Source organism: Streptomyces sp. NPDC046261 (assembly GCF_040646235.1).
Lineage (GTDB): Bacteria > Actinomycetota > Actinomycetes > Streptomycetales > Streptomycetaceae > Streptomyces.
The window spans coordinates 509,175-530,080 of record NZ_JBEYZU010000002.1 but is presented as its reverse complement, the minus strand read 5'-3'; the positions used below and the strand labels follow the sequence as shown (position 1 = coordinate 530,080).

Genomic DNA, 20,906 nt, shown 5'->3' with positions numbered 1-20,906 from the left:
AATCAGCCCTGCCGGAGGACCAGTCTGCCACCCTGCCTGCGAACCGCGACGCGCCCGGGCAGGTTGATGGCCCCCTGGCCGCGCCAGCTGGTGATCAGCCGGTCGACTTCCTCCAGGTGGCGGGCGAAGAGCGAACCGGCCGGGGAGCCCGCCGCGATGGCCGCGCGGCGCAGCACCCGGCGGCGGACCGCGGGGGGCAGGGCGAAGAGCTTGGCGACCTCCAGGTCGCCGGAGTCGTCGCGGACGGACGTCTCCACGGCGGCGGCCCAGGAGTCGAGGGCGTCCGCGTCGTCCCGGGAGAGCTGGGCGGTGCGGGCGAGGGCCTCCACGACGCCCTTGCCGAGGGCCTTCTCCAGGACGGGCAGCGCCTCGTGCCGGACCCGGGAGCGGGTGTAGGCCGGGTCGGCGTTGTGCGGGTCGTCCCAGACGGGCAGCGACTGGACCATGCACGCCTTGCGGGCGGTCTGCCGGTCCAGGCCCAGGAAGGGCCGGCGGTAGCGGCCGCCGACGCCGGAGGCGGTGGCCATGCCGGACAGCGAGCGGATGCCGGAGCCGCGGGCGAGCCCCAGCAGGACCGTCTCCGCCTGGTCGTCGCGGGTGTGGCCGAGCAGGATCGCGGCGGCGCCGTGCCGGTCGGCGACGGCGTCCAGCGCGGCGTAGCGGGCGTCGCGGGCGGCGGCCTCGGGGCCGCCCTCCCGGCCGACGTCCACCCGGACGGCCTCGACGGGGTCCAGGCCGAAGGCGGCGAGGCGGGCGACGACCTCGGCGGCGCGGAGGTCGGAGCCCGGCTGGAGGCCGTGGTCGACGGTGACCCCGCCGGCCCGGACCCCGAGCCTGGGGGCCTCGAAGGCGAGGGCGGAGGCGAGCGCCATGGAGTCGGCGCCGCCGGAGCAGGCGACCAGGACGAGCGGGGGCATGCCGGGGGCGGAGGCGTCGGGGGCCGATGAGGCAGCGGAAGGCGTCCCGCTGGGTACGGAGGCGGGCGGAGCCAGGGTGAGGACGTCGTGGAGTACGCGGCGGACCGCCAGGCGTATCGCCGCGACCGCGGGGTGTGGACCCATGTCCGTGTGTCCAATCGTTCCATTCGGAGGGTCATCGGGAGAGGGCCGTAGCCTTGCGACTTCGAGCCTCAGTCACGCTGTGTGCGTCGATGGTGACAGAGACGAGCCTTTACCCGAGCATCGCACGCCCACCCTCGGCAAACGGTCCCTCGGACGGGTGATTACGGGAGCGTTCATCCGGCACGGGGCGTGCCGGCCTCACCCGTCGGTTCGTCCGTGCACCCGTGCGACCCAGTCCGCCGGTTTGGCGATCTCCGCCTTGGTCGGGAGTGTGTTCGGCGACGTCCAGACCCGGTTGAAGCCGTCCATACCGACCTCGTCGACGACGGCCCGTACGAACCGCTCGCCATCACGGTACTGCCGCAGCTTGGCGTCCAGGCCCAGCAGTTTGCGCAGGGCGGCGTCCAGCCGCCCGGCACCGCTGGCCCGCCGCTTCTGGAACTTCTCCCGGATCTCGGCCACGGACGGCACGACCAGCGGACCGACTCCGTCCATCACGTAGTCCGCATGCCCCTCCAACAGGGACATCACGGCCGTCAGCCGGCCGAGGACCTCGCGCTGGGCGGGGGTCTGCACCAGCTCCACGATGCTGCGGCCCTCCGGTGGGCGGCCCCCCGCCAGCGACTGGGCGGCCTCCCGCAGGCGCTCCAGCAGGGTGGCGGGGTCGACCTCCGTCTCGGCGAGGAACGTCTGGATCTCGCCCTCGATGTGGTCGCGGAGCCAGGGCACGGCCGTGAACTGGGTGCGGTGCGTCTCCTCGTGCAGGCACACCCACAGGCGGAAGTCGTGCGGGTCGACCTCGAGCTCGCGCTCGATGTGCACGATGTTGGGCGCCACCAGCAGCAGCCGGCCGCCGCCGTCGGCCGAGCCCGGCAGGTCGCGGCCGACCGGGGCGAACGTCTCGTACTGCCCCAGCACCCGGGACGCCAGGAACGACAGCAGCATCCCCAGCTCGACGCCGGTCACCTTGCCGCCGACGGCCCCCAGGACCGCGCCACCGGGGGCGTTCCCGCGCTTGTCCTGCATCTTCTCCAGCAGCGGCCCCAGCAGCGCGCGGAACCCCGCGACGTTCGCCTTGATCCACCCGGCCCGGTCCACGACGAGGACGGGGGTGTCCCCGGCGCCGCCCGCCGGTGGCGCCATTCGTGTGAACGTCCGTACGTGCTCCTCGGAGGAGCGCGCGTGCCGCCGCAGTTCCGCGACCACCGCGCGCGCCTCGTCCCGGCTGACCTCCGGCCCCGGCCGTACGAGCCGAGTCGCCGTCGCCACCGCGAGCTTCCAGTCGACCATCTCCGTACCACCGACGCTCGTCATGACTTCACCGTACGTGCTGTGCCCGGATCGGGGAGAGGCCTTGCCCGGTCCGGGCGCGGGGCCCGTCGGGGGCCGGCTCAGTCCAGGGTCGACGCCACCGCCGAGGCGAGCCGGTCCAGCGCCTGCTGGGCGCCGTCCGCCGAGGGCGTGCCGGAGGCCAGGAAGGCGAAGGACAGCAGCCGGCCGGTGGGGGTGAGCGCGGTGCCGGCGAGGGTGTTGACCCCGGTGAGCGTGCCGGTCTTGGCCCGGACGGTGGCGCGGCCCGCCGTGTCGCGGGCGTAGCGCTCGCGCAGGGTGCCGGTGAAGCCGGCGACCGGCAGTCCGGTCAGGACCGGGCGCAGCCGGGGCGCCTTGGGGTCGGCGGCGCGGGCGAGCAGGTGGGCCAGGAACTCCGCCGACGCCTGGTCGGCGCGGTCCAGGCCGCTGCCGTCGGCGATGCGGACGGAGCCCATCGGCAGGTCCATGGCCGTCAGCCGGTCGGTGACGGCCTTCGCCGCGCCCTCGAAGCTCGCCGGTTGCCCGGACGCGAGGGCCGTCTGCCGCGCCAGCGCTTCGGCGATGTCGTTGTCGCTGTTGGTCAGCGCCCGCTCGACCAGGTCGGCCAGCGGCGCTGAGGCGACCTTGGCGAGGCGGGCCGCGTCCGGGGCCGCCGCGCCCTCGGTGGGCTCGCCCTCGACCTCCACGCCCCGCTCGCGCAGCATCGCGGCGAACTTGCGCGCCGCGTCCGCGGCCGGTTCGGCCGTACGGTCGGCGGGTCCGCGGGAGGAGTCGTCCAGCCGGCCCTCGTCGACCATGAGGGCGCTGACGGGGGCGAGGTTCTCGTTGGTCCCGATGACGTGCTGCGCGGGCCCGGTGTAGCGCGAGGTGTCGTAGGCGAGGGTGGTGCGCTCGACCCCGCGCGCCTTGAGCGCGCGCGCCGTGGCGTCGGCCAGGTCGGCCAGGCTCGCGAAGCGCGGCCCGGCGCCCTCGGCGGGGCGGGCCGTGAGCGTGGGGTCTCCCCCGCCGACCAGCACGATCCGGCCGGCGCCCCCGTCGGCCACCGTTGTCTCGATGCGGTGCTCGGGCCCCAGGGCGGCGAGCGCCGCGGCCGACGTGGCCAGCTTGATGGTGGAGGCGGGCGTGTACGCGACGTCCTGGCCGGCGCCGAAGAGCGGCTCCCCGGTCGCCACGTCGACGACGGACGCCGCGTGCTCCGAGCCGAGCGCGGGGTCCCGCAGGAGCGGTTCCAGGGCGGCGGCCAGGCCCTCGCGCGTCCCCGGCCGCCCGGCGCGCAGCGCGCCCAGCACCGGCGGCGCGGCGGCCGGTCCCCGCCCGGCGGCGGCGTGACCCTCGCCACCCGCCCGCCCGGCGGTCACGGCGCGCACCCGTTCGGCCTTACGCTGACCTCCGTCCCAGGGGCCGGCGGCCGCCACCGCACCGGTTGCGATCACGAAGCCGGCCACGGCGGACGTGGCGGTGAACTGCACGGTTCGGCGCCGCGCCACGGGGGCGTCCCGCCACCACCTGACCTGCCACCGTCCGGCATCAGGCACCACGGACCAGCCCCTTTCGCCACCACAGACCTACGTGGGGGACACTTAATCACCAGACGTATGTGTTGATCATGAAGGAGCCACCCGTGGAGTTCGACGTCACCATCGAGATCCCGAAGGGTTCGCGGAACAAGTACGAGGTGGACCACGAGACCGGTCGCATCCGTCTGGACCGCCGACTCTTCACCTCGACCTCGTACCCGGCCGACTACGGCTTCGTCGAGAACACCCTCGGCGAGGACGGCGACCCGCTGGACGCGATGGTCATCCTCGACGAGCCGACGTTCCCCGGCTGCCTCATCAAGTGCCGCGCCATCGGCATGTTCCGCATGACGGACGAGGCCGGCGGCGACGACAAGCTGCTGTGCGTCCCGGCGAACGACCCGCGCGTGGAGCACCTGCGCGACATCCACCACGTGTCGGAGTTCGACCGCCTGGAGATCCAGCACTTCTTCGAGGTCTACAAGGACCTCGAGCCGGGCAAGTCCGTCGAGGGCGCCGACTGGGTCGGCCGCGCCGAGGCCGAGGCCGAGATCGAGGCCTCCTACAAGCGCCTCGAGGCCGCGGGCGGCTCGCACCACTGAGCAGCACCCTGACGCACCGGCGCGCGGCTTCGTACGACTAGAAGCCGCGCGTCCGCTTTGCCGCCCGGCGCGCCGCCGCGCCGGGCACCTTCAGGAACATCCGGGCCATCTCGGACCCGAGATTCACCCCGATGGCGATCGCCAGCGCCAGGGCCGCCGCCTTGGTGAGGCTGGAGATGCCGGTGTTGAGCTCGTTCTTCGCGAAGTTCAGCAGGGCGAAGTACACCGCGCTACCGGGCAGCAGCGGCCCGATGGCCGCCGTGACGTACGGCAGCGCCGAGGCGTGCCGGGAGCGGGCGAAGAGCTGTCCGAAGAGGCCCACGAGCCCCGCGGCGATGGCCGTGGCGGGCACCGGGTCGACCCCGATGGTGTCGGCGAGCGCCCCGTAGACCACCCAGGCGACACCGCCGTTGAGCATGGCGATCCATACGGTGTGACGTTCCTGCTGGAGCAGCACCGCGAAGGCGAAGGCCAGGATCATGGCCGCGACGGTCTGGGTGACGGGCCGTTCCACCCGCTCCAGCGCGGCCTCGGGGTTGAGCGTCCCGCCGCCGAAGTGCACGCCCCCGTAGAGGACCACGAGCACGCCGCAGACGATGCCGACGATGAGGTAGCCGACCTCCAGCAGGCGGGCCGCGGCGGTGATGTAGTAGCCCGTCAGGCCGTCCTGCACGCCCGCTACCAGGGCCCGCCCGGGGATCAGCGCGAACAGCCCGCCGGTGATCACGGCGGATGCCTGTACGTGCACGTACTCATGGGCGGTGCTCAGCGCCACGCCCATCGCCGCGGGCGGCATCGCGGCCGCCACGAACTGGTAGAACTCCGGCAGCCCGCGCCCCGCGGCCAGCCACGCCAGCCGGTCGCCGAGCATGGCCCCGGCCGCCGCGGCGAGGAACACCACGACGCCGCCGCCCACGAGCAGGCTCGCCGCGCCGGCGAGCAGGCCCGAGGCGAGGGTGAGCTCCCAGCCGGGGTAGGGGTGGCGGTTGCGGCGTATCTCGGCCAGCCGGCCGTATGCCTCCTCCAGGGTGAGCCCGTGCGAGGTGATGTCGTGCAGCAGCCGGTAGACGGCGTTCAGGCGGGTGTAGTCGGTGCCGCGCCGCCGCACGGTGCGGTTGGCGGTGACCGGGTCGTCGACGAGGGACGGCTGGTAGCTGACGGTCAGCAGGGTGAAGGTGACGGTCGGCTCGCAGCGCGCCAGCCCGTAGGCGTGCGCGACGCCGAACATCGCCGCCTCGACGTCCTCGGCGCCCTCGCCGCCCGCCAGCAGCAGCTCGCCGATGCGCAGCGTCAGGTCCAGCACGCGCGGTACGGGCGGCCCGGGCTCCTCGGGCTTCTCCGGACGCTCGGGCACCGGCCGCTCCCCCACCGGCATGCGCAGCATGGTGCGCATGCGGTCCTGCCAGGGGGCCTCCTTGACGAGGGAGACCCGGGGGATGCCGTACGGCGGGGTGAAGGCCGGCCCGGCCCCGGCCGGGACCGCGCCCTCGGGCAGGGTGAACGCCGACCCTTCCGGCCCGGTGTCGGGCTCGGGCGAGACGCCCTCCGGAATGGCGAATTCCGACGTGGGGTGCTCGTCCTCCGGAGGGGACGGCAGCGGCACCCCCAGCGGCGGGGTGAAGGCGCTGTGCGCCTCGTCGGAGTGCGGCTTGCGGTCCTCGCCCGGCTCCTGGTCCGGAGCGCCACCGCCACCCCGCTGCCGATCAGCCACCACGTGCTCCTCATTACGCACTCCAGTTACGGCCACCATGCCTGATGGGAACGGGAGACGCGCACCGGGGGCCCGGGAAGCGGACGGGCGGGTTCAGCGCCTGGGTCGGCGACGGGGTCAGCGACGGGCGTGGCGCCCGGGGTACGGGGGCGGGTCGTGGGGACCGCCGTGGCCGCCGCCGTGCTCGTCGTGGCCGTGGTCGTGGTCGCCGTGGCCGTAGTCGCCGCCGCCGGGGAAGTCGTAGCCGCCGGGCTGCGGGGCGCTCTCGTAGCCCCCGGTCCGGGGGAAGCCCTGGGCGTCGTAGCCGCCGGACTGCGGGCTGCCGTAGCCACCGCCCTGCTGGGGCGCACCGTAGCCGCCGCCCTGGGGAGCGCCGAACACGTCGGCACGCGGGGCGCCGTACGCACCGCCGCCGGGCTGCGGGGCGCCGTAGGGAGCGTTCTGCTGGGGCGCGCCGTAGGGACCGGGCTCGGGCTGCTGGGGCGCGCCGTACGGACCGGGCTGCTGCGGGGCGCCGTAACCGCCGCCGTGCTGGGGCGCGCGGTAGCCACCGCCCTGCTGGGGCGCGCCGTGGCCATCGCCCTGCTGGGGCGCGCCGAAACCATCGCGCTGCCGGGGCGCGCCGAAGCCACCGCCCTGCTGCGGAGCGCCCTGGCCATCGCCCTGCTGCGGAGCCCCGAAGCCACCGCCCTGCGGTCCGCCGAACACATCGGCACGCCGGCCCGGGTGCGCGCCGGCGCCCTGCTGCGGCGCCGCGTACCCCTGCTGCGGAGCGTCGTAGCCGTCACCCTGTTGCGGAGCGCCGTAGCCGTCACCCTGCTGCGGAGGCCGGTAGCCACCGCTCCGCTGCGGAGCCCCGTAGCCACCGCCCTGCTGGGGCGCGCCGAAGCCACCGCACTGCTGCCCCCCGAACACATCGGCACGCTGGCCCGGGTGCGCGCCGGTGCCCTGCTGAGAGGTGCCGTAGTCGAAGCCGAAGTCGTCCTCCTCCGGGGCGACCGGGGAGGGGGCAGGGGCGGCCGGGGCCTGTGCCTGCGCCTTCTTCGCCTTGGAACGGGCGCGCAGGAACTCGATGGCGATCGGCAGGACCGAGATCAGCACGATCGCGATCAGCATCGCCTCGATGTTCTTGTGGACGAACTCGACCTTGCCGAGGGCCGCGCCCAGCGCGGTCACGCCGGCGCCCCACAGGATGCCGCCGATGATGTTGAAGGTGAGGAAGGAGCGGTAGTTCATCCGGCTCACACCGGCGATGATCGGCGTGAAGGTCCGGATCACCGGTACGAAGCGCGCCAGGACCAGGGACTTCGGCCCGTACTTCTCGAAGAACTCGTGGGCCTTCTCGACGTTCTCCTGCTTGAAGAGCTTCGAGTCCGGGCGCCGGAACAGCGCCGGGCCCACCTTCCGGCCGAAGAGGTAGCCCGCCTGGTCACCGAGGACCGCCGCCAGCACGACCAGCCCGCACACCGCCCACAGCGGGTAGTCCAGCTGCCCCGTCGTGACCAGGAGGCCGGTCGTGAAGAGCAGGGAGTCGCCAGGGAGGAAGAAGCCGATGAGGAGGCCCGACTCGGCGAAGACGATGGCCAGGACACCGATCAACCCGAACTGGTTGATCAGATAATCCGAGTCCAGCCACTGGGGGCCGAGCGCGAGGGTGGTCAGGGTCACGAGTGTGAGGCTCCTGGGTCGTGGGCGCAGGCTCGTGCGAGACCCGGCCACAGGCGGGGAGGCGATGTGCGGCCCAAAGCTATCAACGCGGCCGCCGCCCTCCCGGTTCCAGAAGACGACCGGGCACCTACGCCCGAATGGAGCAACCACGCCCCTCCAGAGTGCGTCAAGGACGGCGACCGGCAAAACTGCACAGCAAAGACGGAGGTAGACGCGATGGGCATCGAGGAGTACGGCGGCGGCCAGCACGAGAAGGCCGATGTGCTCGTTGTCACGACCAACGACGTCCCCGGCTTCCGGGTGGAGCGCGTCATCGGCGAGGTCTTCGGCCTCACCGTCCGCTCCCGCCACATCGGCAGCCAGATCGGCGCGGGCCTGAAGTCCCTCGTGGGCGGCGAGCTCAAGGGCCTCACCAAGACCCTCGTCGAGACCCGCAACCAGGCCATGGAGCGCCTGATCGAGCAGGCCAAGGCCCGCGGCGCCAACGCGGTGCTCATGTTCCGCTTCGACGTGACGGAGGCGGCGGACGTCGGTACGGAGGTCTGCGCCTACGGCACGGCAGTGGTGATCACGCCGCAGCAGTGAAGCCGGCCGGGGCCTGGGGCGCAGCCCCAGGCCCCGCTGAGCGCTACGCGCCGTTCCGCACCGCGTTGGCCAGGATCGCGTCCCGCAGATACGCCGCCATCCCCGCCCGCACCGCCTCGTACGTGGCCGTGAAGCGCTCGTCGGCCACGTACATCTCACCGAGCGCGGTGTGGATCTCGTACGGGCAGTCGTAATAGAACCCACAGATCTGCTGCCGGTGCTCCTCCGCGAGATCCATCGCCGCCTCCGAGTCCGCCGGCGCCCCCGACGCCATGAGCGCGGCGATCCGCTCGTTCAGCCCGTCCGTGGCGGCGCGGATCCGCAGCCAGTCCTCCTTGGTGTACGCGGCCGTGCGGCGCTGCGACTCGCGGTAGGCGTCGGTGTCGCCCCACCGCTGCTCGACCTCCTCCGCGTGCTCGTCGGGGTCGAAGTCCCCGAACACTTCGAACTTCTCCTCCGGCGTGAGCCTGATCCCCATCTTCCGTGCCTCCATGGCGTGTGCGACGGCGGCGGCCATCTGCTGAAGCCGGTCGATCCGCTCCGCCAGCAACGCGTGCTGACGCCGCAGGTGCGCCATCGGATCGGCATCCGGATCGTCCAGCAGGACCGCCACCTCTTCGAGCGGAAACCCGAGCTCCCGGTAGAACAGGATCTGCTGCAGCCGGTCGAGATCCGCGTCCTCGTACCGCCGGTGCCCCGCGTGGCTGCGCCCGGACGGCACGAGCAGGCCGATCTCGTCGTAGTGATGCAGGGTCCGCACGGTCACCCCGGCGATCGCCGCGACCTGTCCTACGGAGTGACTCACGTCTCCGCTCCCTTCTGTGTGCACGCTCCACAGTGGGGGCTCACGCGACGTGAGGTGCAAGTCCGGACGTTCGGGGAGCGCGTCAGGCGGCGTCGCGGGCCGTCTGCGAGGGCTGGACGCGCATGACGAGCAGGCCGGGGACGACGACGCCGAGCAGCCCCAGGCCGGCGCAGCCGGCGGCGACCTGGGCCAGTGCTCCCCAGGGCAGGAGGGACAGGAGGTCGGCGGCGGGCAGGCCGAGCCGGGCGGAGAGTCCACCGAGGGAGACGGTCACCACCGCGGCCGCCGCGATCAGACCGCTGAGGACGACCACGGCGGACTCCCAGCCGAGCATGCGCAGCAGTTGTCCCCGGGTGCTGCCGGTCAGCCGCAGGACGGCGAACTCCCGGCGGCGCCGGCGGGTGGCCAGCAGCAGCGTGTTCAGGATGCCGATGGCGGAGAAGGTGATGAGGGGGGTCATCAGGATGCGCATGCCCACCGCGTTGCGGTCCCGCTGCCGCTCGGCCCGGTCGCTGTCGCCCCGTTCCGGCGCGACGGCCGGACGCACCTCCTCGTGCCCGGCGTCGGCCGCACCGGCCTGAGCCGCCACCACCGAAGTCCGCACCGGCCGGGACTCCACCTCGCCGGAGACGGCGTTGCCGCACAGCAGCATCGCACTGAGGCCCGCCGCGATCAGCACGGGTCCCGCCATGGCCGCCACGCGCCGCGTGGCACTCGCGCTGTTGGCCGCCGCCAGCGTGCCCGAGTAGCGGGAGAGCAGCCGGCCGGGCAGGGCGCACAGGGCGGCGATGGGGCGTACCAGAAGGGGAATGAGCAGCCAGACGGAGAGGATCAGCAGCAGGCACAGCGCCATGGCGCCGTTGACGGCCTCGTGCGGGCCGCCGCGGTGCCCGTACCAGTCCCAGGCCGCCCAGGTCAGGCCCAGCATGGCGAGCGCCCCGACGGCCCGCCCGCGCGGCATCGCGCGCCGCTCCGCCTCCGCCTCGCGCAGGGCGGCGATCGGGGAGGTGCGCATCGGGCCGTTCGCCGCGGTCCAGGCGGCGAGCAGGGCGATGACCGTGGTGCACAGCACGCCCGCCGCGCAGCCCGGCAGGGACAGGCCGGCCGTCGGGCCGGCGGCCAGGACGTCGTTGCGGATGAGCCAGTGCAGGGCCGGGCCCGCCGCGGCCAGCCCGATGCCGGCGCCGGCCACCGCGCCCACGAGAGAGATCACCAGCGCCTCGCCGGCGATCTGCAGGCGCAGTTGCCGCGCCGTCGCCCCGATGGTGCGCAGCGCTCCGATCTCGCGGCGGCGCTGCTGCACGACCAGGGCCATGGTGTTCACCACGAGCAGCCAGGCGGTGAGGCCCGAGGTGCCGCCGACCAGGCCCAGCAGTGACGCGGCCGATTTCACGGCCGCCTGCCCGGCGTCCGCCCGGTGCACCCGGTCCAGCACGGTGGCCAGCACGGTGACCAGGGCCGAGCTCATGACGACCACCACGAGCACTCCGGCGTACTGCCACAGGCGCGTGCGCGCGGAGGCCAGGACGAGGGAGAACACCTCAGACCTCCAGGGCGGCCATGCGGGCCGCGATCGTGTCGGCGGCGGCGTCGGGCCCGGTGAGGCGGTCGACCACCCGTCCGTCGGCGAGTACCAGCACCTCGTCCGCCCAGGCGGCCGCCTGGGGGTCGTGCGTCACCATGACGACGGTGGTGCCCATGGCGTCGACGGCCTCCCTCAGCAGGGCGAGCACGGCACGGCCCGAGGCGCGGTCCAGCGCTCCGGTCGGCTCGTCGGCGAAGACCACGTCGGGGCCGGTGACGAGCGCCCGGGCCACGGCGGCCCGCTGCTGCTGGCCGCCCGACAGCTCGGCCGGCCGGCGGTCGCGCTTGCCTAACAGGCCGACGGTCGACAGCAGTTCGTCCAGCTGTCCCGCGTTCGGCCTGCGCCCCGCCAGCCGCAGCGGTAGCGCCACATTGGCGGCGACGCTCAGGGCGGGTACGAGGTGGAAGTCCTGGAAGACGAAGCCGATGCGGTCCCGCCGCAGCAGCGTCAACTGCCGCTCGGACAGCGCACCGAGCTCACGTCCGGCGAGCGAGACCTCCCCCGAGGTCGGGCGTTCCAGGCCGGCGGCGCAGTGCAGCAGCGTGGACTTCCCGGAGCCGGAGGGGCCCATCACCGCCGTGAACGTCCCACTGGCGAACCCGTGGTCGACGTCGTGCAGAGCGGTGACCGCGTGCTCGCCCCGCCCGTGCACCTTGCGCAGGGACCGCAGGTCGACCGCGACGTTCCTGCCGGTCACGGGCTTGTAGACGATGTGGGGCGGCTGCGTTGTCTTCATGGAACAAGTCAATCTTTCCCGGAGGGCGATGTCGGTGGTGCGTAATGGACACCCGGGGTAGAGCCAGGTCTACCCTTGATCACCGCCCCGTGATCCTTCGCCGTGAACGGGACGAGGGACTTGGGGGTGGAGGGGTGCTGGGGTACGAGGCGGCGCGGGCGCGATTACGTGCCGGGGGCGCGCGGCTGGGCCGGTCGGTGCTCTATCTGGCGTGCGGCTTCCCGGTCGGGCTGGTGTGGTCGGTCTGCGGCGCCGTCCTGCTGGCCCTGGGCCTGGCGACGGCGCTGTTCGTCGTCGGCATCCCGCTCCTGGCGGCCGTGCTGCTGTCGGGCATCCCCCTGGGCGCCGTCGAGCGGGCGCGGCTGCGGATGTTCACCGGCACCGCCGCCCCCTCGCCCCACACCCCCTCGGCCGGAGAGGGGCCACGGGCCTGGCTGCGGCAGCGGCTCTCCGAACGGGCCACCTGGCGGGAGCTGGCCTATGCGACGGTCCACTGCGCCCTGTCGGTCGGCGAGTTCATACTCGTCCTGGGCAGCCTGACCCTGTCCTGCGCACTGCTCGCCGCACCGCTGCTGCGCCGCTTCACCCCGGACGGCCGGGTGAGCATGGCCGTCTTCCAGGCCCGGTCGGACGTACAGGCCGTGCTCCTCGTGCCGTGCGGCGTCGTCGTCCTGGCCCTCACCTACCTGGCGCTGACCCGGTACGCGACCGCCCGCGCCCGGCTGGCCACCCACGTGCTGACGCGCCGTCACGACGACACCGACGCCGCGCAGGACGAGCGCATCGGCCAGCTGGTCCGGTCCAGGGCGCGCATCCTGGACGCGTACGACGCGGAGCGCCGCCGCATCGAACGCGACCTCCACGACGGCGCGCAGCAGCGCCTGACCGGCCTCATCATGACCCTCGGCCTGGCCCGCCTGGAACTCGCCGACACCGACGCCCCCGCACGCGAACTCGTCGACAAGGCCGCCCAGGAGGCCCGTACGACCCTGCGCGAGCTGCGGGAGCTCGTCCACGGCATCTACCCCTCGACGCTCACCGACCGGGGCCTGTCCGCCGCGCTCGCCGAGCTGGCGGAGGACGCGGTCCTCCCGGTGGAGGCCGACGTCGAGCTGCCGGCCCGCCCGCCGGAGGCCGTGGAGGCGGCGACGTACTTCGTCGCCTGCGAGGCGCTGGCCAACGTCACCAAGCACAGCGGCGCCACCGAGGCTCGGCTGTCGCTGCGACGCACGGGTACGCGGCTGGTGCTGGAGGTGTACGACAATGGCGTCGGTGGCGCCGACGCGGAGTCCGGGACCGGACTGCTGGGGCTCGCGGACCGGGTGGCGGTCCTCGGCGGAACGGTTCATCTGTCGAGCCCGGCGGGCGGGCCGACCCTGGTGCATGTGGAGATTCCATGCGGATCGTGATGGCGGAGGATTCCACCCTGCTCAGGGAGGGCCTGGTGCAGATCCTCACGAAGTTCGGCCACCACGTCGTCGCGGCCGTCGACAACGCCCCCTCCCTCCTGGCCGCGGTGCGCGAACACCACCCCGACCTGGCCCTGGTGGACGTCCGCCTGCCCCCGGGCTTCAAGGACGAGGGCCTGCGCGCGGCCATCGCCCTGCGCCGGGAGCACCCGGGCCTGGGCGTGCTGGTGCTTTCGCAGTACCTGAACGCCGACTACGCCGACGAACTGCTCGGGACGAGCTCCTCGGGCGTGGGCTACCTGCTCAAGGACCGGGTGGGCGACATCCCGGAGTTCCTCGCCTCGGCCCGGCGCGTCGCCGACGGGGAAACCGTCATCGACACCGAGATCGTCCGCCGCCTGCTGAGCCGCCGCCGGGGCCAGTCCTCGGTCAAGAACCTGACGCCACGCGAGACCGAGGTGCTGTCCCTGATGGCGGAGGGACGCTCCAACGCCTCCATCGCCACGACGTTGTCCGTCAGCCAGGCCGCGGTGTCGAAACACATCGGGAACATCTTCGACAAGCTCGGCCTGCAGGCGGGCGACAGCGATCACCGCCGGGTGATGGCGGTGCTGGCGTACCTGCGGCAGTGACATCACCGGGGCGCGTCGGAAAAACGGTCCCCCCTCACCCGACCGTGTGGCGCTACCGTCGAATGCGGGACGCCTGTCCACGATCTCGCACACGATCCAGCCCATGGGAGCAGCAATGGCCGCAGAAGCCAGGCACGAACACGGTCGGCGTGAGCGGGCCACCCCGGAGAACTGGATGTACCCGCCGGCGGACGGCTGGACGTACGACCAGGTGAAGGAGCTGGCCCTGCCGTTCGACTGGGAACTGGTGGATGGGAAGATCGTGGTACGCGGGATGGCAAATCAGTGGCACGACGACGTGCGCGACGGGCTGCTGGTCGCGCTGCGGCTCGCCAATCGGCCCCCCTACCGCGTCAACTCGGAGCGGTGCGTCCTCGTCGACGAGGCCAATCCGACGAAACCTGACGTCATCGTCTTCGACACACGTGATCTCGACCGGCGGAGCATGGAATGTGTCCCCGTCGATCGGGTTGTCCTCGCTGTCGAGGTCGTGTCCAAGGGGTCGCGCACCGACGACCGGTTTCGCAAGCCCGGCATGTATGCCGACGCCGGAATCCAATACTTCTGGCGCGTTGAACGGGACGAGGAAGACGTTCCGGTGGTGCACGAGTTCTGGCTGCACCCGGAGGCAGGCGTCTATGCCCCCAGCCCCGACCGCCCCACACACACCGGCACCCTCAAGACCGACGTGCCCTTCCCGGTCGAGATTGATCTCCGCAGCCTGATCTAACTCCAACCTGCCCAGGTTCCGGGTCAGCTGAGCGGCAGCTCGCACCACACCGTCTTGCCGATGCCGTGCGGGCGCGGGCAGAAGCCCCACCTTTCGGCAAGGGCGGCCACGAGCCTCAGGCCCCGGCCCGCCTCCTCCTCGGCCGACGCCCGGCAGCGCCGGGGGATGCCGTCGCCCGCGTCCGAGACCTCGATGCGCAGGTTTCCGTCGGCCACGATGCACAGCACGTGGATCTCCCGGCCCGGCGAGACCCGCCCGTGCCGGCACGCGTTCGTCATCAGCTCGCTCAGCAGCAGCACCGCCGTCTCGACCGCCTCCTCCGGCGCCCGCCACGAGCGGGCCTGATCTCGCAGCAGCCTGCGGGCTGCGCCGACATTGCGGGGGTGGCGGGTGAACCGCCACCAGACGTACGTGGGCGGGGCGTCGAGTCGCACGGCTGTCATCGGTGTCCTTGGTGCGCGAGCGTCGCTCGTGAGCGGGGAGTTTTCGGCGTTCAAGGCTCAAAGGGTGCTGGTGGGGGAGCAGAATCGGCAGTATCGACGTGGGTACGGGGCCCTGCCGTCCCCGGCATGGGCTCGGGAGGGGGCAGCAGGGTGTCGACCGAGAGCTCACAGCCGCCGATCGCCTGGCGCTATTGCGGCAACCAGATCAAGCTGTGGCGGACCCTGGCAGGCGTCAGCCGGGAGGAACTGGCGAAAGAGGCCGGCTACAGCTACGAGTCGCTCAAGTCGATGGAACAGGGCCGACGCCGACCGAGCGTGCGTCTGCTCGAAGTCGCGGACGAGATGTGCGGGGCGAAGGGGTTGCTGCTGGCGGCGCGGGACTACTTGCTGCCCGAGCGAGTGCCCTCGCACGTCCGCGAGTTCTTGGACATTGAGGCTGAGGCCATCGCCGTGACGTCGTATGAGCCCCTGCTCATCCCTGGACTCCTGCAAACAGAGGCGTACATGTGGGCCATCTGGAAGGGGCACTGGCCACCTGTAGACGACGAGAGCGTGCAGGAGCGCGTCACACACCGTCTGAAGCGACAAGAGAAGCTGACACACGAGCCGTCCGTCGCATTCACCTACGTGATCTACGAGGCAGCGCTACGCGCGGGCGCCGGTGGACGTCCGGTGATGAAAGAGCAGTTGGGCCATCTGCTCAACAGGGCACAGCTGCGTAACCTCTCTCTTCACGTGCTGCCTATCGACTGCTGCGCAACCGACCATCTGAACGGGGCTCTCACACTGATGGAGACCCCCAACCACCAGCACTACGCCTACGTGGAAGCGCAGAGCACTTTCGTGATGCACAGTGACGCCGAGATGGTCAGTCACCTGACCAAGACGCTGAACATGCTCAGCAGGCAGGCGCTGAGCACCCAGGAATCCACCGAGCTCATCAGAAAGGTCATGGCAGAGCTATGAACGGCCGACCGCCGTGGTTCAAGTCCAGCTACAGCCAGCCCGACGCCAACTGCGTGGAAGTAAACATGGCCCGAGGGCGAGTCAGCGTCCGGGACTCGAAGCTCGGGTCCGCGCAAGGGCATCCGCGAATACGAATCTCCCCCGCCACCTGGGCCGCCTTCACGGCCGAGCTTCGGGGGTCGGGGGTCGAGCGCCCTCTGTAATGAATGGTGGGTTGGGACAACCCACCCACCCTCCCAACTCCCGCACAAGCACACGCGGATGACTTTCCGCAACCGAGTCGCCACACCGCGCACTCGCCCTGTAGCGTGCGCAGCAACAAGCAACCCCCGCCGGTGCGCCAACACCGAACGGGGGTCTGACCACCAAGATCGCCAATCGCGTGAGGAACGATCCCCGTGGCTGACGCCAAGACTATCGTTGCGCCCCGCCCCTACGACCCCCCAATGGCCTCACCCGGCTACGGAAAGAAATCCGCACCGGACCAGGCGCCGCGCAAAGCCGACACCTTCGCTCATCTGCCCGAGCGCGAGGCGTACATCGCCTCCCACATCGACCGTCTGCCCGAGGGCGCGGCCATCGACGTGAAGACGCTGGCCAAGGAGCTGCCTCCGTACGGCCAGCAAGCCATCCGCACCGCGCTCAACGCGCTCGCCGCCGCCGGGCACCTGCGCCGTCAGCGGGAACCGGTCGGCGACGAGCGCACGCAGTGGGTGTTCCGCACGTACTTCTCCCGCACGCCGCGCAGCGACGCCTGGTGGGCGCGGTACCTGCAGGGCGACGTCCCGCAGACGCAGGAGGAACCGCTCGCGCGGGGGCGGCGTTCCGAGGCGTACGAGACGCTGGCGGCGCTCGGCCGCACGGACGACCGTATGACTCTCTCGGCGTCCGAGTGCGAGGAGTTGGAGCCACTCGCCGCTGAGTGGCTGGCCCGTGGCGTGCCGCGCGGCCACCTCGTGCGTACCCTCACGGCGGACTTGCCGGGGGTGGTCCACGCGCCGGGGGCGTTCGCGCGGAGGCGTCTGACGGTGAAGATGCCGCCGGAGCCGCTGCCGGAACGGGTGCCGGTGCGGCGTCGCATGATGGAGTGCGCCAACTGTGGCGCGCCGGGGCGCCCGGAAGCGCTCTCGGGTGGCCTGTGCCGCCCCTGCCACGGCGAGCATGAGCACGAGCACGTCGAGCGGCCTCCGGTCGATGTCCGCTCCCGTGCGGCGGCGGTGCGGGAGGCCAGCCGGGCGGGGCGGGAGGCGTTCCTCACGAAGAAGAAACGCGGATGTTAGCGTCTCTCCCCGTGGTGGATCACCGGGACGAGACCAGGGCGGCCTACGACGGGGTCGTCGAGCTGTACGCCTCGATGTTCGCCGACCGGCTGGAGACGCGGCCGTTCGCGCGGGCCATGGTCGGCACCTTCGCCGAGCTGGTGCGCGGGACGGGGAACCGGCGGGCAGCCGACGTCGGGTGCGGGCCGGGACACCTGACGGCCATGCTGCACGAGCTGGGGCTGGACGCCTTCGGGCTCGACCTGTCCCCGGCCATGGTCGACCACGCCCGGCGGGCCCATCCGGCGCTGCGGTTCGACGAGGCGCGGATGGAGGCCCTGCCGGTCGAGGACGGCGCGCTCGGCGGCGTGCTGGCCCACTACTCGACGATTCACACCCCGCCCGGGGAATTGCCCGCGCTGCTCGCCGAGCAGGCGCGTGTCCTGGCGCCGGGGGGCCTGCTCCTGGTCTCGTTCTTCGCGACCGACGCTCCGGAGCCGGTGCGCTTCGACCACAAGGTGACGCCTGCCTACAGCTGGCCGGTGGACCGGTTCGACGAGTTGCTGGCCGGGGCCGGGCTCGTCACGTTCGCCCGGCTGATCCACGACCCGGCGTCCGAACGGGGCTTCCTCGAAGCCCACTTGCTGGCTCGCCGCCCCTAGGGGGTGCCCGCCAAGGGGGTGGTGGCCCAGCCGTTCTCCAGCAGGGCGAACAGCTCGTGCATGGTTCGCGCAGGGTCGTCGCTCGCACGGGCGATGCTGGGGGCTTCCATGGCGAAGCGTGCGAGGCCGGTGACGGCGGGGGCGTCCGGGGACAGCCCGGTGGCGTCGGCGAGGGTGGCGGCCAGCGCCTTCTCGTGGCGCGACCACATGCGCCGGGCGTAATCGCTCAGCGCGGGAGTGGATTCCACGAGGACGAACATGGGGTCGTCGGTGCGCACGGCGGTACGCGTGCGCACGAGGTGGTCGCGCAGGGCGTGCAGCACGGACTGCCCGGGGGCCCGGTCGCGAACAGCGGCGAGCAGGGCGCTCTCGATGTCGGTGTCCAGGTCGAAGACGAGGGCTTCCTTGCTGGGGAAGTGCTTGAAGAGCGTGCTCAGCGAGACGTCGGCGGCTTCCGCCACCTCGCGTACACCGACGTCGTCGAAGCCCCGTTCGGTGAACAGCCGCAGTGCGGCATCCGCCAGCGCCTGCCTGGTCAGGGCCTTCTTGCGCTCGCGTCGCCCTGTCGTCGTATCGGCCATGTTCCCCACCCTACCCCGGCGGGCCGAGTCGATCACAAAGGCGATCGACTAGAAAGTCGGAGCAGTTGTACTTTTGGAGCGGCTGTGTTTCTGTGGGGGCGTCAGCCCACCCCACACACAAAGCCGCCTCGAACGGAGCACGACCCTGATGTCCACCACTCCTCGCATCGCCATCGTCGGCGCGGGCCTCGGCGGCCTCGTCTGCGCGAGCGTCATGCAGCAACACGGCCTGCCGGTCACGGTCTTCGAGCGCGAGCCCGGGCCCGACTCGCGCTCACAGGGCGGCAGCCTCGACATCCACGAAGACACCGGCCAGGTCGCCCTGCGGGCGGCCGGACTCCTCGACCGGTTCCTCGCCCTGTCCCGGCCCGAGGGCCAGGAGTGGCGCCTGTACGACCGCCACGCGGCGCTGATACGCCGCGACCGGGCCGGCGACGGCGATCTGAGCAGGCCCGAGATCGACCGCGGCCGGCTCCGCGCCCTCCTGCTGGACTCCCTCGCCCCCGGCACGGTCCGCTGGAACCAGCCCGTACAGGCCGCCACCCCGCTCCCCGACGGCACCGCCCGCCTGCACCACGGCGGCCGGACCGTCGAGGACTTCGACCTGGTCATCGGCGCCGACGGCGCCTGGTCGCGCGTACGCCCCGCGGTCTCCGACGCCCAACCTTCCTACACGGGCGTCACGATGGTGGAAACCCACTTCGACGACGTCGACCGCCGTCACCCCGGCATCGCCCGCCTGCTCGGCGCCGGCACCATGTCGGCCAAGGCGGGCGGCCGCAGCCTCGTGATGCAGCGCAACAGCGACGGACACGTCCGCGTCTACATCACCTTCCGCGGCCCGCAGGACTGGCACGCCGGCCTCGACCTCGCGGACACCGAAGCGGTACGCGCCCGCCTCCTCGACCGGTACCAGGGCTGGGACGAGAGCCTGTTGGCCATCCTGCGCGACAACGAGGGCGGTTTCATCAACCGGCCCATGTTCGTCCTTCCGGTTCCCCACTCCTGGGAGCGCGTCCCCGGCATCACCCTGCTCGGCGACGCCGCCCACTTGATGCCGCCCGTCGGAGTCGGCGCCAACCTCGCCCTGCTCGACGGCGCCGAACTCGCCCAGGCCGTCATCGGCCACTCCACCGTCGACCAGGCCCTCGACGCCTACGAAAGCGTCATGCTGCCCCGCGCCATCGACAACGCGACGACCGCCCAGCACATGCTCGCCACCCTCATGCCCGACGTCGCCGACTCCGACTCCGGCTCCGATGAAGCCCTCTTCCCCGACCCCCTCTGGCCTGACAGCACACTCGCCGACAGGTGACGGACTCTGGTGCCCGCGGCAGTCGGTGCCGCAGAATCGGCGGCACTGACTGCCGGATCTACAGACTGAGAGTCGCGACATGCGGGTGTTGTTACTGGCGTACGGGTCGCGCGGCGACGTCGAACCGATGGTGGGACTCGCCCTGCAGTTACGGGCTCTCGGCGCGGAGACGCAGATGTGCGCGCCGCCGGACTTCGCGGAGCTGCTGGACGCTTCCGGCCTGCCGCTGGCGCCGATAGGCCCGTCGATACGCGAAATGGCGGCCCAGGCGATGGCCGGGCCGGAGCCGCTGTCGGCGGAGATCCTGCCGCAGCTCGCCGCCGCGATGTTCGCCATGACGTACGACGCGGTCGCCGCCGTGGCCGAGGGGTGTGACGCGGTGGTGGCGACCGGCTTGCCCCCTGCCGCGGGCGCCGCGCGGGCAGTGGCCGAGAAACTGGGCGTCCCCTACAGATACGTGGCCTACTTCCCTACCTACCTGCCGTCGCCGCACCACCCGCCGTTCGAGCTGCCGGGCCGGCCGTTCCCGCCCGACGTGACCGACAACCGGGCGCTGTGGGACCTGGACATCGAGAACGTGAACGTGCTGTTCGGCACCGGACTCGCCGCCCACCGGGCGTCGGCCGGCCTGCCGCCGGTGGACAACTTCCGCGACTACTTCCTCAGCGACCATCCGTGGCTGGCGGCGGACCCCACCCTGGGCCCGTGGCCGCAGCCGGCCGACCTCGACGTCGTGCAGACCGGCGCGTGGATCCGCCCCGACGAGCGCCCCCTCCCGGCCGATCTGGAGGCGTTCCTGGACGCCGGCACACCACCGGTGTTCGTGGGCTTCGGCAGCACGCCCATGCCCGACTCGGAGGACGTCACCCGGGCGGCCGTCGCGGCGGTCCGCGCGCAGGACCGCCGCGTACTCCTCTCCCGCGGCTGGGCCGACCTGGCCCTGCTCGACGACCGGGACGACTGCTTCGCCGTCGGCGAGGTCAACCAGCAGGCACTGTTCGGCCGGGTGGCCGCCGTCGTGCACCACGGCGGCGCGGGCACCACGACGACGGCGGCCCGGGCCGGCGCACCGCAGGTGATCGTGCCCCAGATGGGCGACCAGCCGTACTGGGCCGGCCGCGTGGCCGAGCTGGGCATCGGCGCGGCCCACGACGGTCCGACCCTGACCACCGAGTCCCTCTCGGCCGCGCTCACCACGGCCCTGACCGACGAGACCCGCGCACGGGCGGCCGCCGTGGCCGGCACGATCCGCACCGACGGCGCGACCGTGGCCGCGAAGCTGCTGCTCGAAGTGATCGGCCAGGAAAAGCCCCCGGCATCCACGTGAG

General features: G+C 72.5%; 21 protein-coding genes. 11 read left to right on the top strand and 10 right to left on the bottom strand.

Annotation, left to right across the window (positions count from 1 at the left end):
• Positions 1 to 2: 2 nt before the first annotated feature.
• From tilS to dacB, 3 genes are all read right to left on the bottom strand, one after another.
• Positions 3 to 1,061 carry a tRNA lysidine(34) synthetase TilS gene (gene tilS / locus ABZ956_RS06560; RefSeq protein WP_361887857.1) on the bottom strand — a complete coding sequence of 353 codons (1,059 nt, stop codon included), beginning with the start codon at positions 1,059 to 1,061 and terminating at the stop codon, positions 3 to 5.
• A 198-nt stretch (positions 1,062 to 1,259) separates the two neighbouring features.
• A complete protein-coding gene (locus ABZ956_RS06555; protein WP_361887854.1) occupies positions 1,260 to 2,375 on the bottom strand; it encodes a zinc-dependent metalloprotease in 1,116 nt (371 codons plus the stop codon).
• 77 nt (positions 2,376 to 2,452) lie between these two features.
• The gene (gene dacB / locus ABZ956_RS06550; protein WP_361887851.1) at positions 2,453 to 3,859 is read right to left on the bottom strand and encodes a D-alanyl-D-alanine carboxypeptidase/D-alanyl-D-alanine-endopeptidase; all 1,407 of its coding nucleotides are present in this window, start codon (positions 3,857 to 3,859) and stop codon (positions 2,453 to 2,455) included.
• A gap of 134 nt (positions 3,860 to 3,993) precedes the next feature.
• Here dacB and ABZ956_RS06545 point away from each other — a divergent pair, with 134 nt between their 5' ends.
• Entirely contained in the window at positions 3,994 to 4,491 is a 498-nt protein-coding gene (locus ABZ956_RS06545; protein ID WP_071962293.1) for an inorganic diphosphatase, read from the top strand.
• Between the two features lie 37 nt (positions 4,492 to 4,528).
• On the opposite strand, the gene ABZ956_RS06540 is transcribed toward ABZ956_RS06545, so the two are convergent.
• Complete coding sequence (locus ABZ956_RS06540) at positions 4,529 to 6,205, bottom strand: threonine/serine exporter family protein (protein WP_361887848.1); 1,677 nt, start codon at positions 6,203 to 6,205, stop codon at positions 4,529 to 4,531.
• Between the two features lie 114 nt (positions 6,206 to 6,319).
• On the bottom strand, positions 6,320 to 7,870 hold the full coding sequence (locus ABZ956_RS06535; protein WP_361887845.1) for a VTT domain-containing protein: 1,551 nt from the start codon (positions 7,868 to 7,870) through the stop codon (positions 6,320 to 6,322).
• A gap of 216 nt (positions 7,871 to 8,086) precedes the next feature.
• Between ABZ956_RS06535 and ABZ956_RS06530 the strand changes: the two genes are divergently transcribed.
• Positions 8,087 to 8,455 (top strand): YbjQ family protein, encoded by a 369-nt coding sequence (locus tag ABZ956_RS06530; protein WP_361887842.1) that lies wholly within the window; start codon positions 8,087 to 8,089, stop codon positions 8,453 to 8,455.
• Positions 8,456 to 8,498: 43 nt separating this feature from the next.
• Here ABZ956_RS06530 and ABZ956_RS06525 read toward each other — a convergent pair whose 3' ends face one another.
• The 3 genes from ABZ956_RS06525 to ABZ956_RS06515 form a co-directional block, all read right to left on the bottom strand.
• Positions 8,499 to 9,260, bottom strand: a complete 762-nt coding sequence (locus ABZ956_RS06525; RefSeq protein WP_361887839.1) for a MerR family transcriptional regulator — start codon at positions 9,258 to 9,260, stop codon at positions 8,499 to 8,501.
• 82 nt (positions 9,261 to 9,342) lie between these two features.
• Complete coding sequence (locus ABZ956_RS06520; RefSeq protein ID WP_361887836.1) at positions 9,343 to 10,800, bottom strand: ABC transporter permease; 1,458 nt, start codon at positions 10,798 to 10,800, stop codon at positions 9,343 to 9,345.
• Between the two features lies 1 nt (position 10,801).
• Positions 10,802 to 11,581 (bottom strand): ABC transporter ATP-binding protein, encoded by a 780-nt coding sequence (locus ABZ956_RS06515; protein WP_361887833.1) that lies wholly within the window; start codon positions 11,579 to 11,581, stop codon positions 10,802 to 10,804.
• 89 nt (positions 11,582 to 11,670) lie between these two features.
• Here ABZ956_RS06515 and ABZ956_RS06510 point away from each other — a divergent pair, with 89 nt between their 5' ends.
• From ABZ956_RS06510 to ABZ956_RS06500, 3 genes are all read left to right on the top strand, one after another.
• On the top strand, positions 11,671 to 12,990 hold the full coding sequence (locus tag ABZ956_RS06510; protein WP_361887830.1) for a sensor domain-containing protein: 1,320 nt from the start codon (positions 11,671 to 11,673) through the stop codon (positions 12,988 to 12,990).
• The gene (locus ABZ956_RS06505) at positions 12,978 to 13,622 is read left to right on the top strand and encodes a response regulator transcription factor (protein WP_361887827.1); all 645 of its coding nucleotides are present in this window, start codon (positions 12,978 to 12,980) and stop codon (positions 13,620 to 13,622) included. The genes ABZ956_RS06510 and ABZ956_RS06505 overlap by 13 nt, the downstream gene beginning before the upstream one ends.
• Positions 13,623 to 13,725: 103 nt before the next feature.
• The gene (locus ABZ956_RS06500) at positions 13,726 to 14,352 is read left to right on the top strand and encodes a Uma2 family endonuclease (protein WP_361887824.1); all 627 of its coding nucleotides are present in this window, start codon (positions 13,726 to 13,728) and stop codon (positions 14,350 to 14,352) included.
• A 23-nt stretch (positions 14,353 to 14,375) separates the two neighbouring features.
• Here ABZ956_RS06500 and ABZ956_RS06495 read toward each other — a convergent pair whose 3' ends face one another.
• A complete protein-coding gene (locus tag ABZ956_RS06495; protein WP_361887822.1) occupies positions 14,376 to 14,795 on the bottom strand; it encodes an ATP-binding protein in 420 nt (139 codons plus the stop codon).
• A gap of 150 nt (positions 14,796 to 14,945) precedes the next feature.
• Between ABZ956_RS06495 and ABZ956_RS06490 the strand changes: the two genes are divergently transcribed.
• The 4 genes from ABZ956_RS06490 to ABZ956_RS06475 all read left to right on the top strand — a co-directional run bounded on the left by ABZ956_RS06490 (position 14,946) and on the right by ABZ956_RS06475 (position 17,682).
• Positions 14,946 to 15,761 carry a helix-turn-helix transcriptional regulator gene (locus tag ABZ956_RS06490; protein WP_361887819.1) on the top strand — a complete coding sequence of 272 codons (816 nt, stop codon included), beginning with the start codon at positions 14,946 to 14,948 and terminating at the stop codon, positions 15,759 to 15,761.
• Positions 15,758 to 15,964: a DUF397 domain-containing protein gene (locus ABZ956_RS06485; RefSeq protein ID WP_361887816.1), complete on the top strand. Its 207-nt coding sequence runs from the start codon at positions 15,758 to 15,760 to the stop codon at positions 15,962 to 15,964. Before ABZ956_RS06490 ends, ABZ956_RS06485 begins: the two co-directional genes overlap by 4 nt.
• Positions 15,965 to 16,207: 243 nt before the next feature.
• Complete coding sequence (locus ABZ956_RS06480) at positions 16,208 to 17,041, top strand: hypothetical protein (RefSeq protein ID WP_361887813.1); 834 nt, start codon at positions 16,208 to 16,210, stop codon at positions 17,039 to 17,041.
• Between the two features lie 11 nt (positions 17,042 to 17,052).
• Positions 17,053 to 17,682: a class I SAM-dependent methyltransferase gene (locus ABZ956_RS06475; RefSeq protein WP_361887810.1), complete on the top strand. Its 630-nt coding sequence runs from the start codon at positions 17,053 to 17,055 to the stop codon at positions 17,680 to 17,682.
• On the opposite strand, the gene ABZ956_RS06470 is transcribed toward ABZ956_RS06475, so the two are convergent.
• Positions 17,679 to 18,263, bottom strand: a complete 585-nt coding sequence (locus tag ABZ956_RS06470; RefSeq protein ID WP_361887807.1) for a helix-turn-helix domain-containing protein — start codon at positions 18,261 to 18,263, stop codon at positions 17,679 to 17,681. The genes ABZ956_RS06475 and ABZ956_RS06470 overlap by 4 nt on opposite strands.
• A gap of 148 nt (positions 18,264 to 18,411) precedes the next feature.
• On the opposite strand from ABZ956_RS06470, the gene ABZ956_RS06465 reads away from it, so the two are divergent.
• Positions 18,412 to 19,578, top strand: coding sequence for an NAD(P)/FAD-dependent oxidoreductase (locus ABZ956_RS06465; protein ID WP_361887804.1), 1,167 nt, complete (start codon positions 18,412 to 18,414; stop codon positions 19,576 to 19,578).
• Positions 19,579 to 19,657: 79 nt separating this feature from the next.
• On the top strand, positions 19,658 to 20,905 hold the full coding sequence (locus ABZ956_RS06460) for a glycosyltransferase (RefSeq protein ID WP_361887802.1): 1,248 nt from the start codon (positions 19,658 to 19,660) through the stop codon (positions 20,903 to 20,905).
• Position 20,906 lies beyond the last annotated feature (1 nt).

Excerpts from the sequence above, each read along its gene's own strand:
- ABZ956_RS06495 (WP_361887822.1), bottom strand. The coding sequence starts at position 14,795 with ATGACAGCCGTGCGACTCGACGCCCCGCCCACGTACGTCTGGTGGCGG.
- ABZ956_RS06505 (WP_361887827.1), top strand. The coding sequence starts at position 12,978 with ATGCGGATCGTGATGGCGGAGGATTCCACCCTGCTCAGGGAGGGCCTG.
- ABZ956_RS06515 (WP_361887833.1), bottom strand. The coding sequence starts at position 11,581 with ATGAAGACAACGCAGCCGCCCCACATCGTCTACAAGCCCGTGACCGGC.
- ABZ956_RS06470 (WP_361887807.1), bottom strand. The coding sequence starts at position 18,263 with ATGGCCGATACGACGACAGGGCGACGCGAGCGCAAGAAGGCCCTGACC.
- ABZ956_RS06465 (WP_361887804.1), top strand. The coding sequence starts at position 18,412 with ATGTCCACCACTCCTCGCATCGCCATCGTCGGCGCGGGCCTCGGCGGC.
- ABZ956_RS06530 (WP_361887842.1), top strand. The coding sequence starts at position 8,087 with ATGGGCATCGAGGAGTACGGCGGCGGCCAGCACGAGAAGGCCGATGTG.
- ABZ956_RS06480 (WP_361887813.1), top strand. The coding sequence starts at position 16,208 with ATGGCCTCACCCGGCTACGGAAAGAAATCCGCACCGGACCAGGCGCCG.
- ABZ956_RS06485 (WP_361887816.1), top strand. The coding sequence starts at position 15,758 with ATGAACGGCCGACCGCCGTGGTTCAAGTCCAGCTACAGCCAGCCCGAC.
- ABZ956_RS06460 (WP_361887802.1), top strand. The coding sequence starts at position 19,658 with ATGCGGGTGTTGTTACTGGCGTACGGGTCGCGCGGCGACGTCGAACCG.
- ABZ956_RS06500 (WP_361887824.1), top strand. The coding sequence starts at position 13,726 with ATGGGAGCAGCAATGGCCGCAGAAGCCAGGCACGAACACGGTCGGCGT.
- tilS (WP_361887857.1), bottom strand. The coding sequence starts at position 1,061 with ATGGGTCCACACCCCGCGGTCGCGGCGATACGCCTGGCGGTCCGCCGC.
- ABZ956_RS06555 (WP_361887854.1), bottom strand. The coding sequence starts at position 2,375 with ATGACGAGCGTCGGTGGTACGGAGATGGTCGACTGGAAGCTCGCGGTG.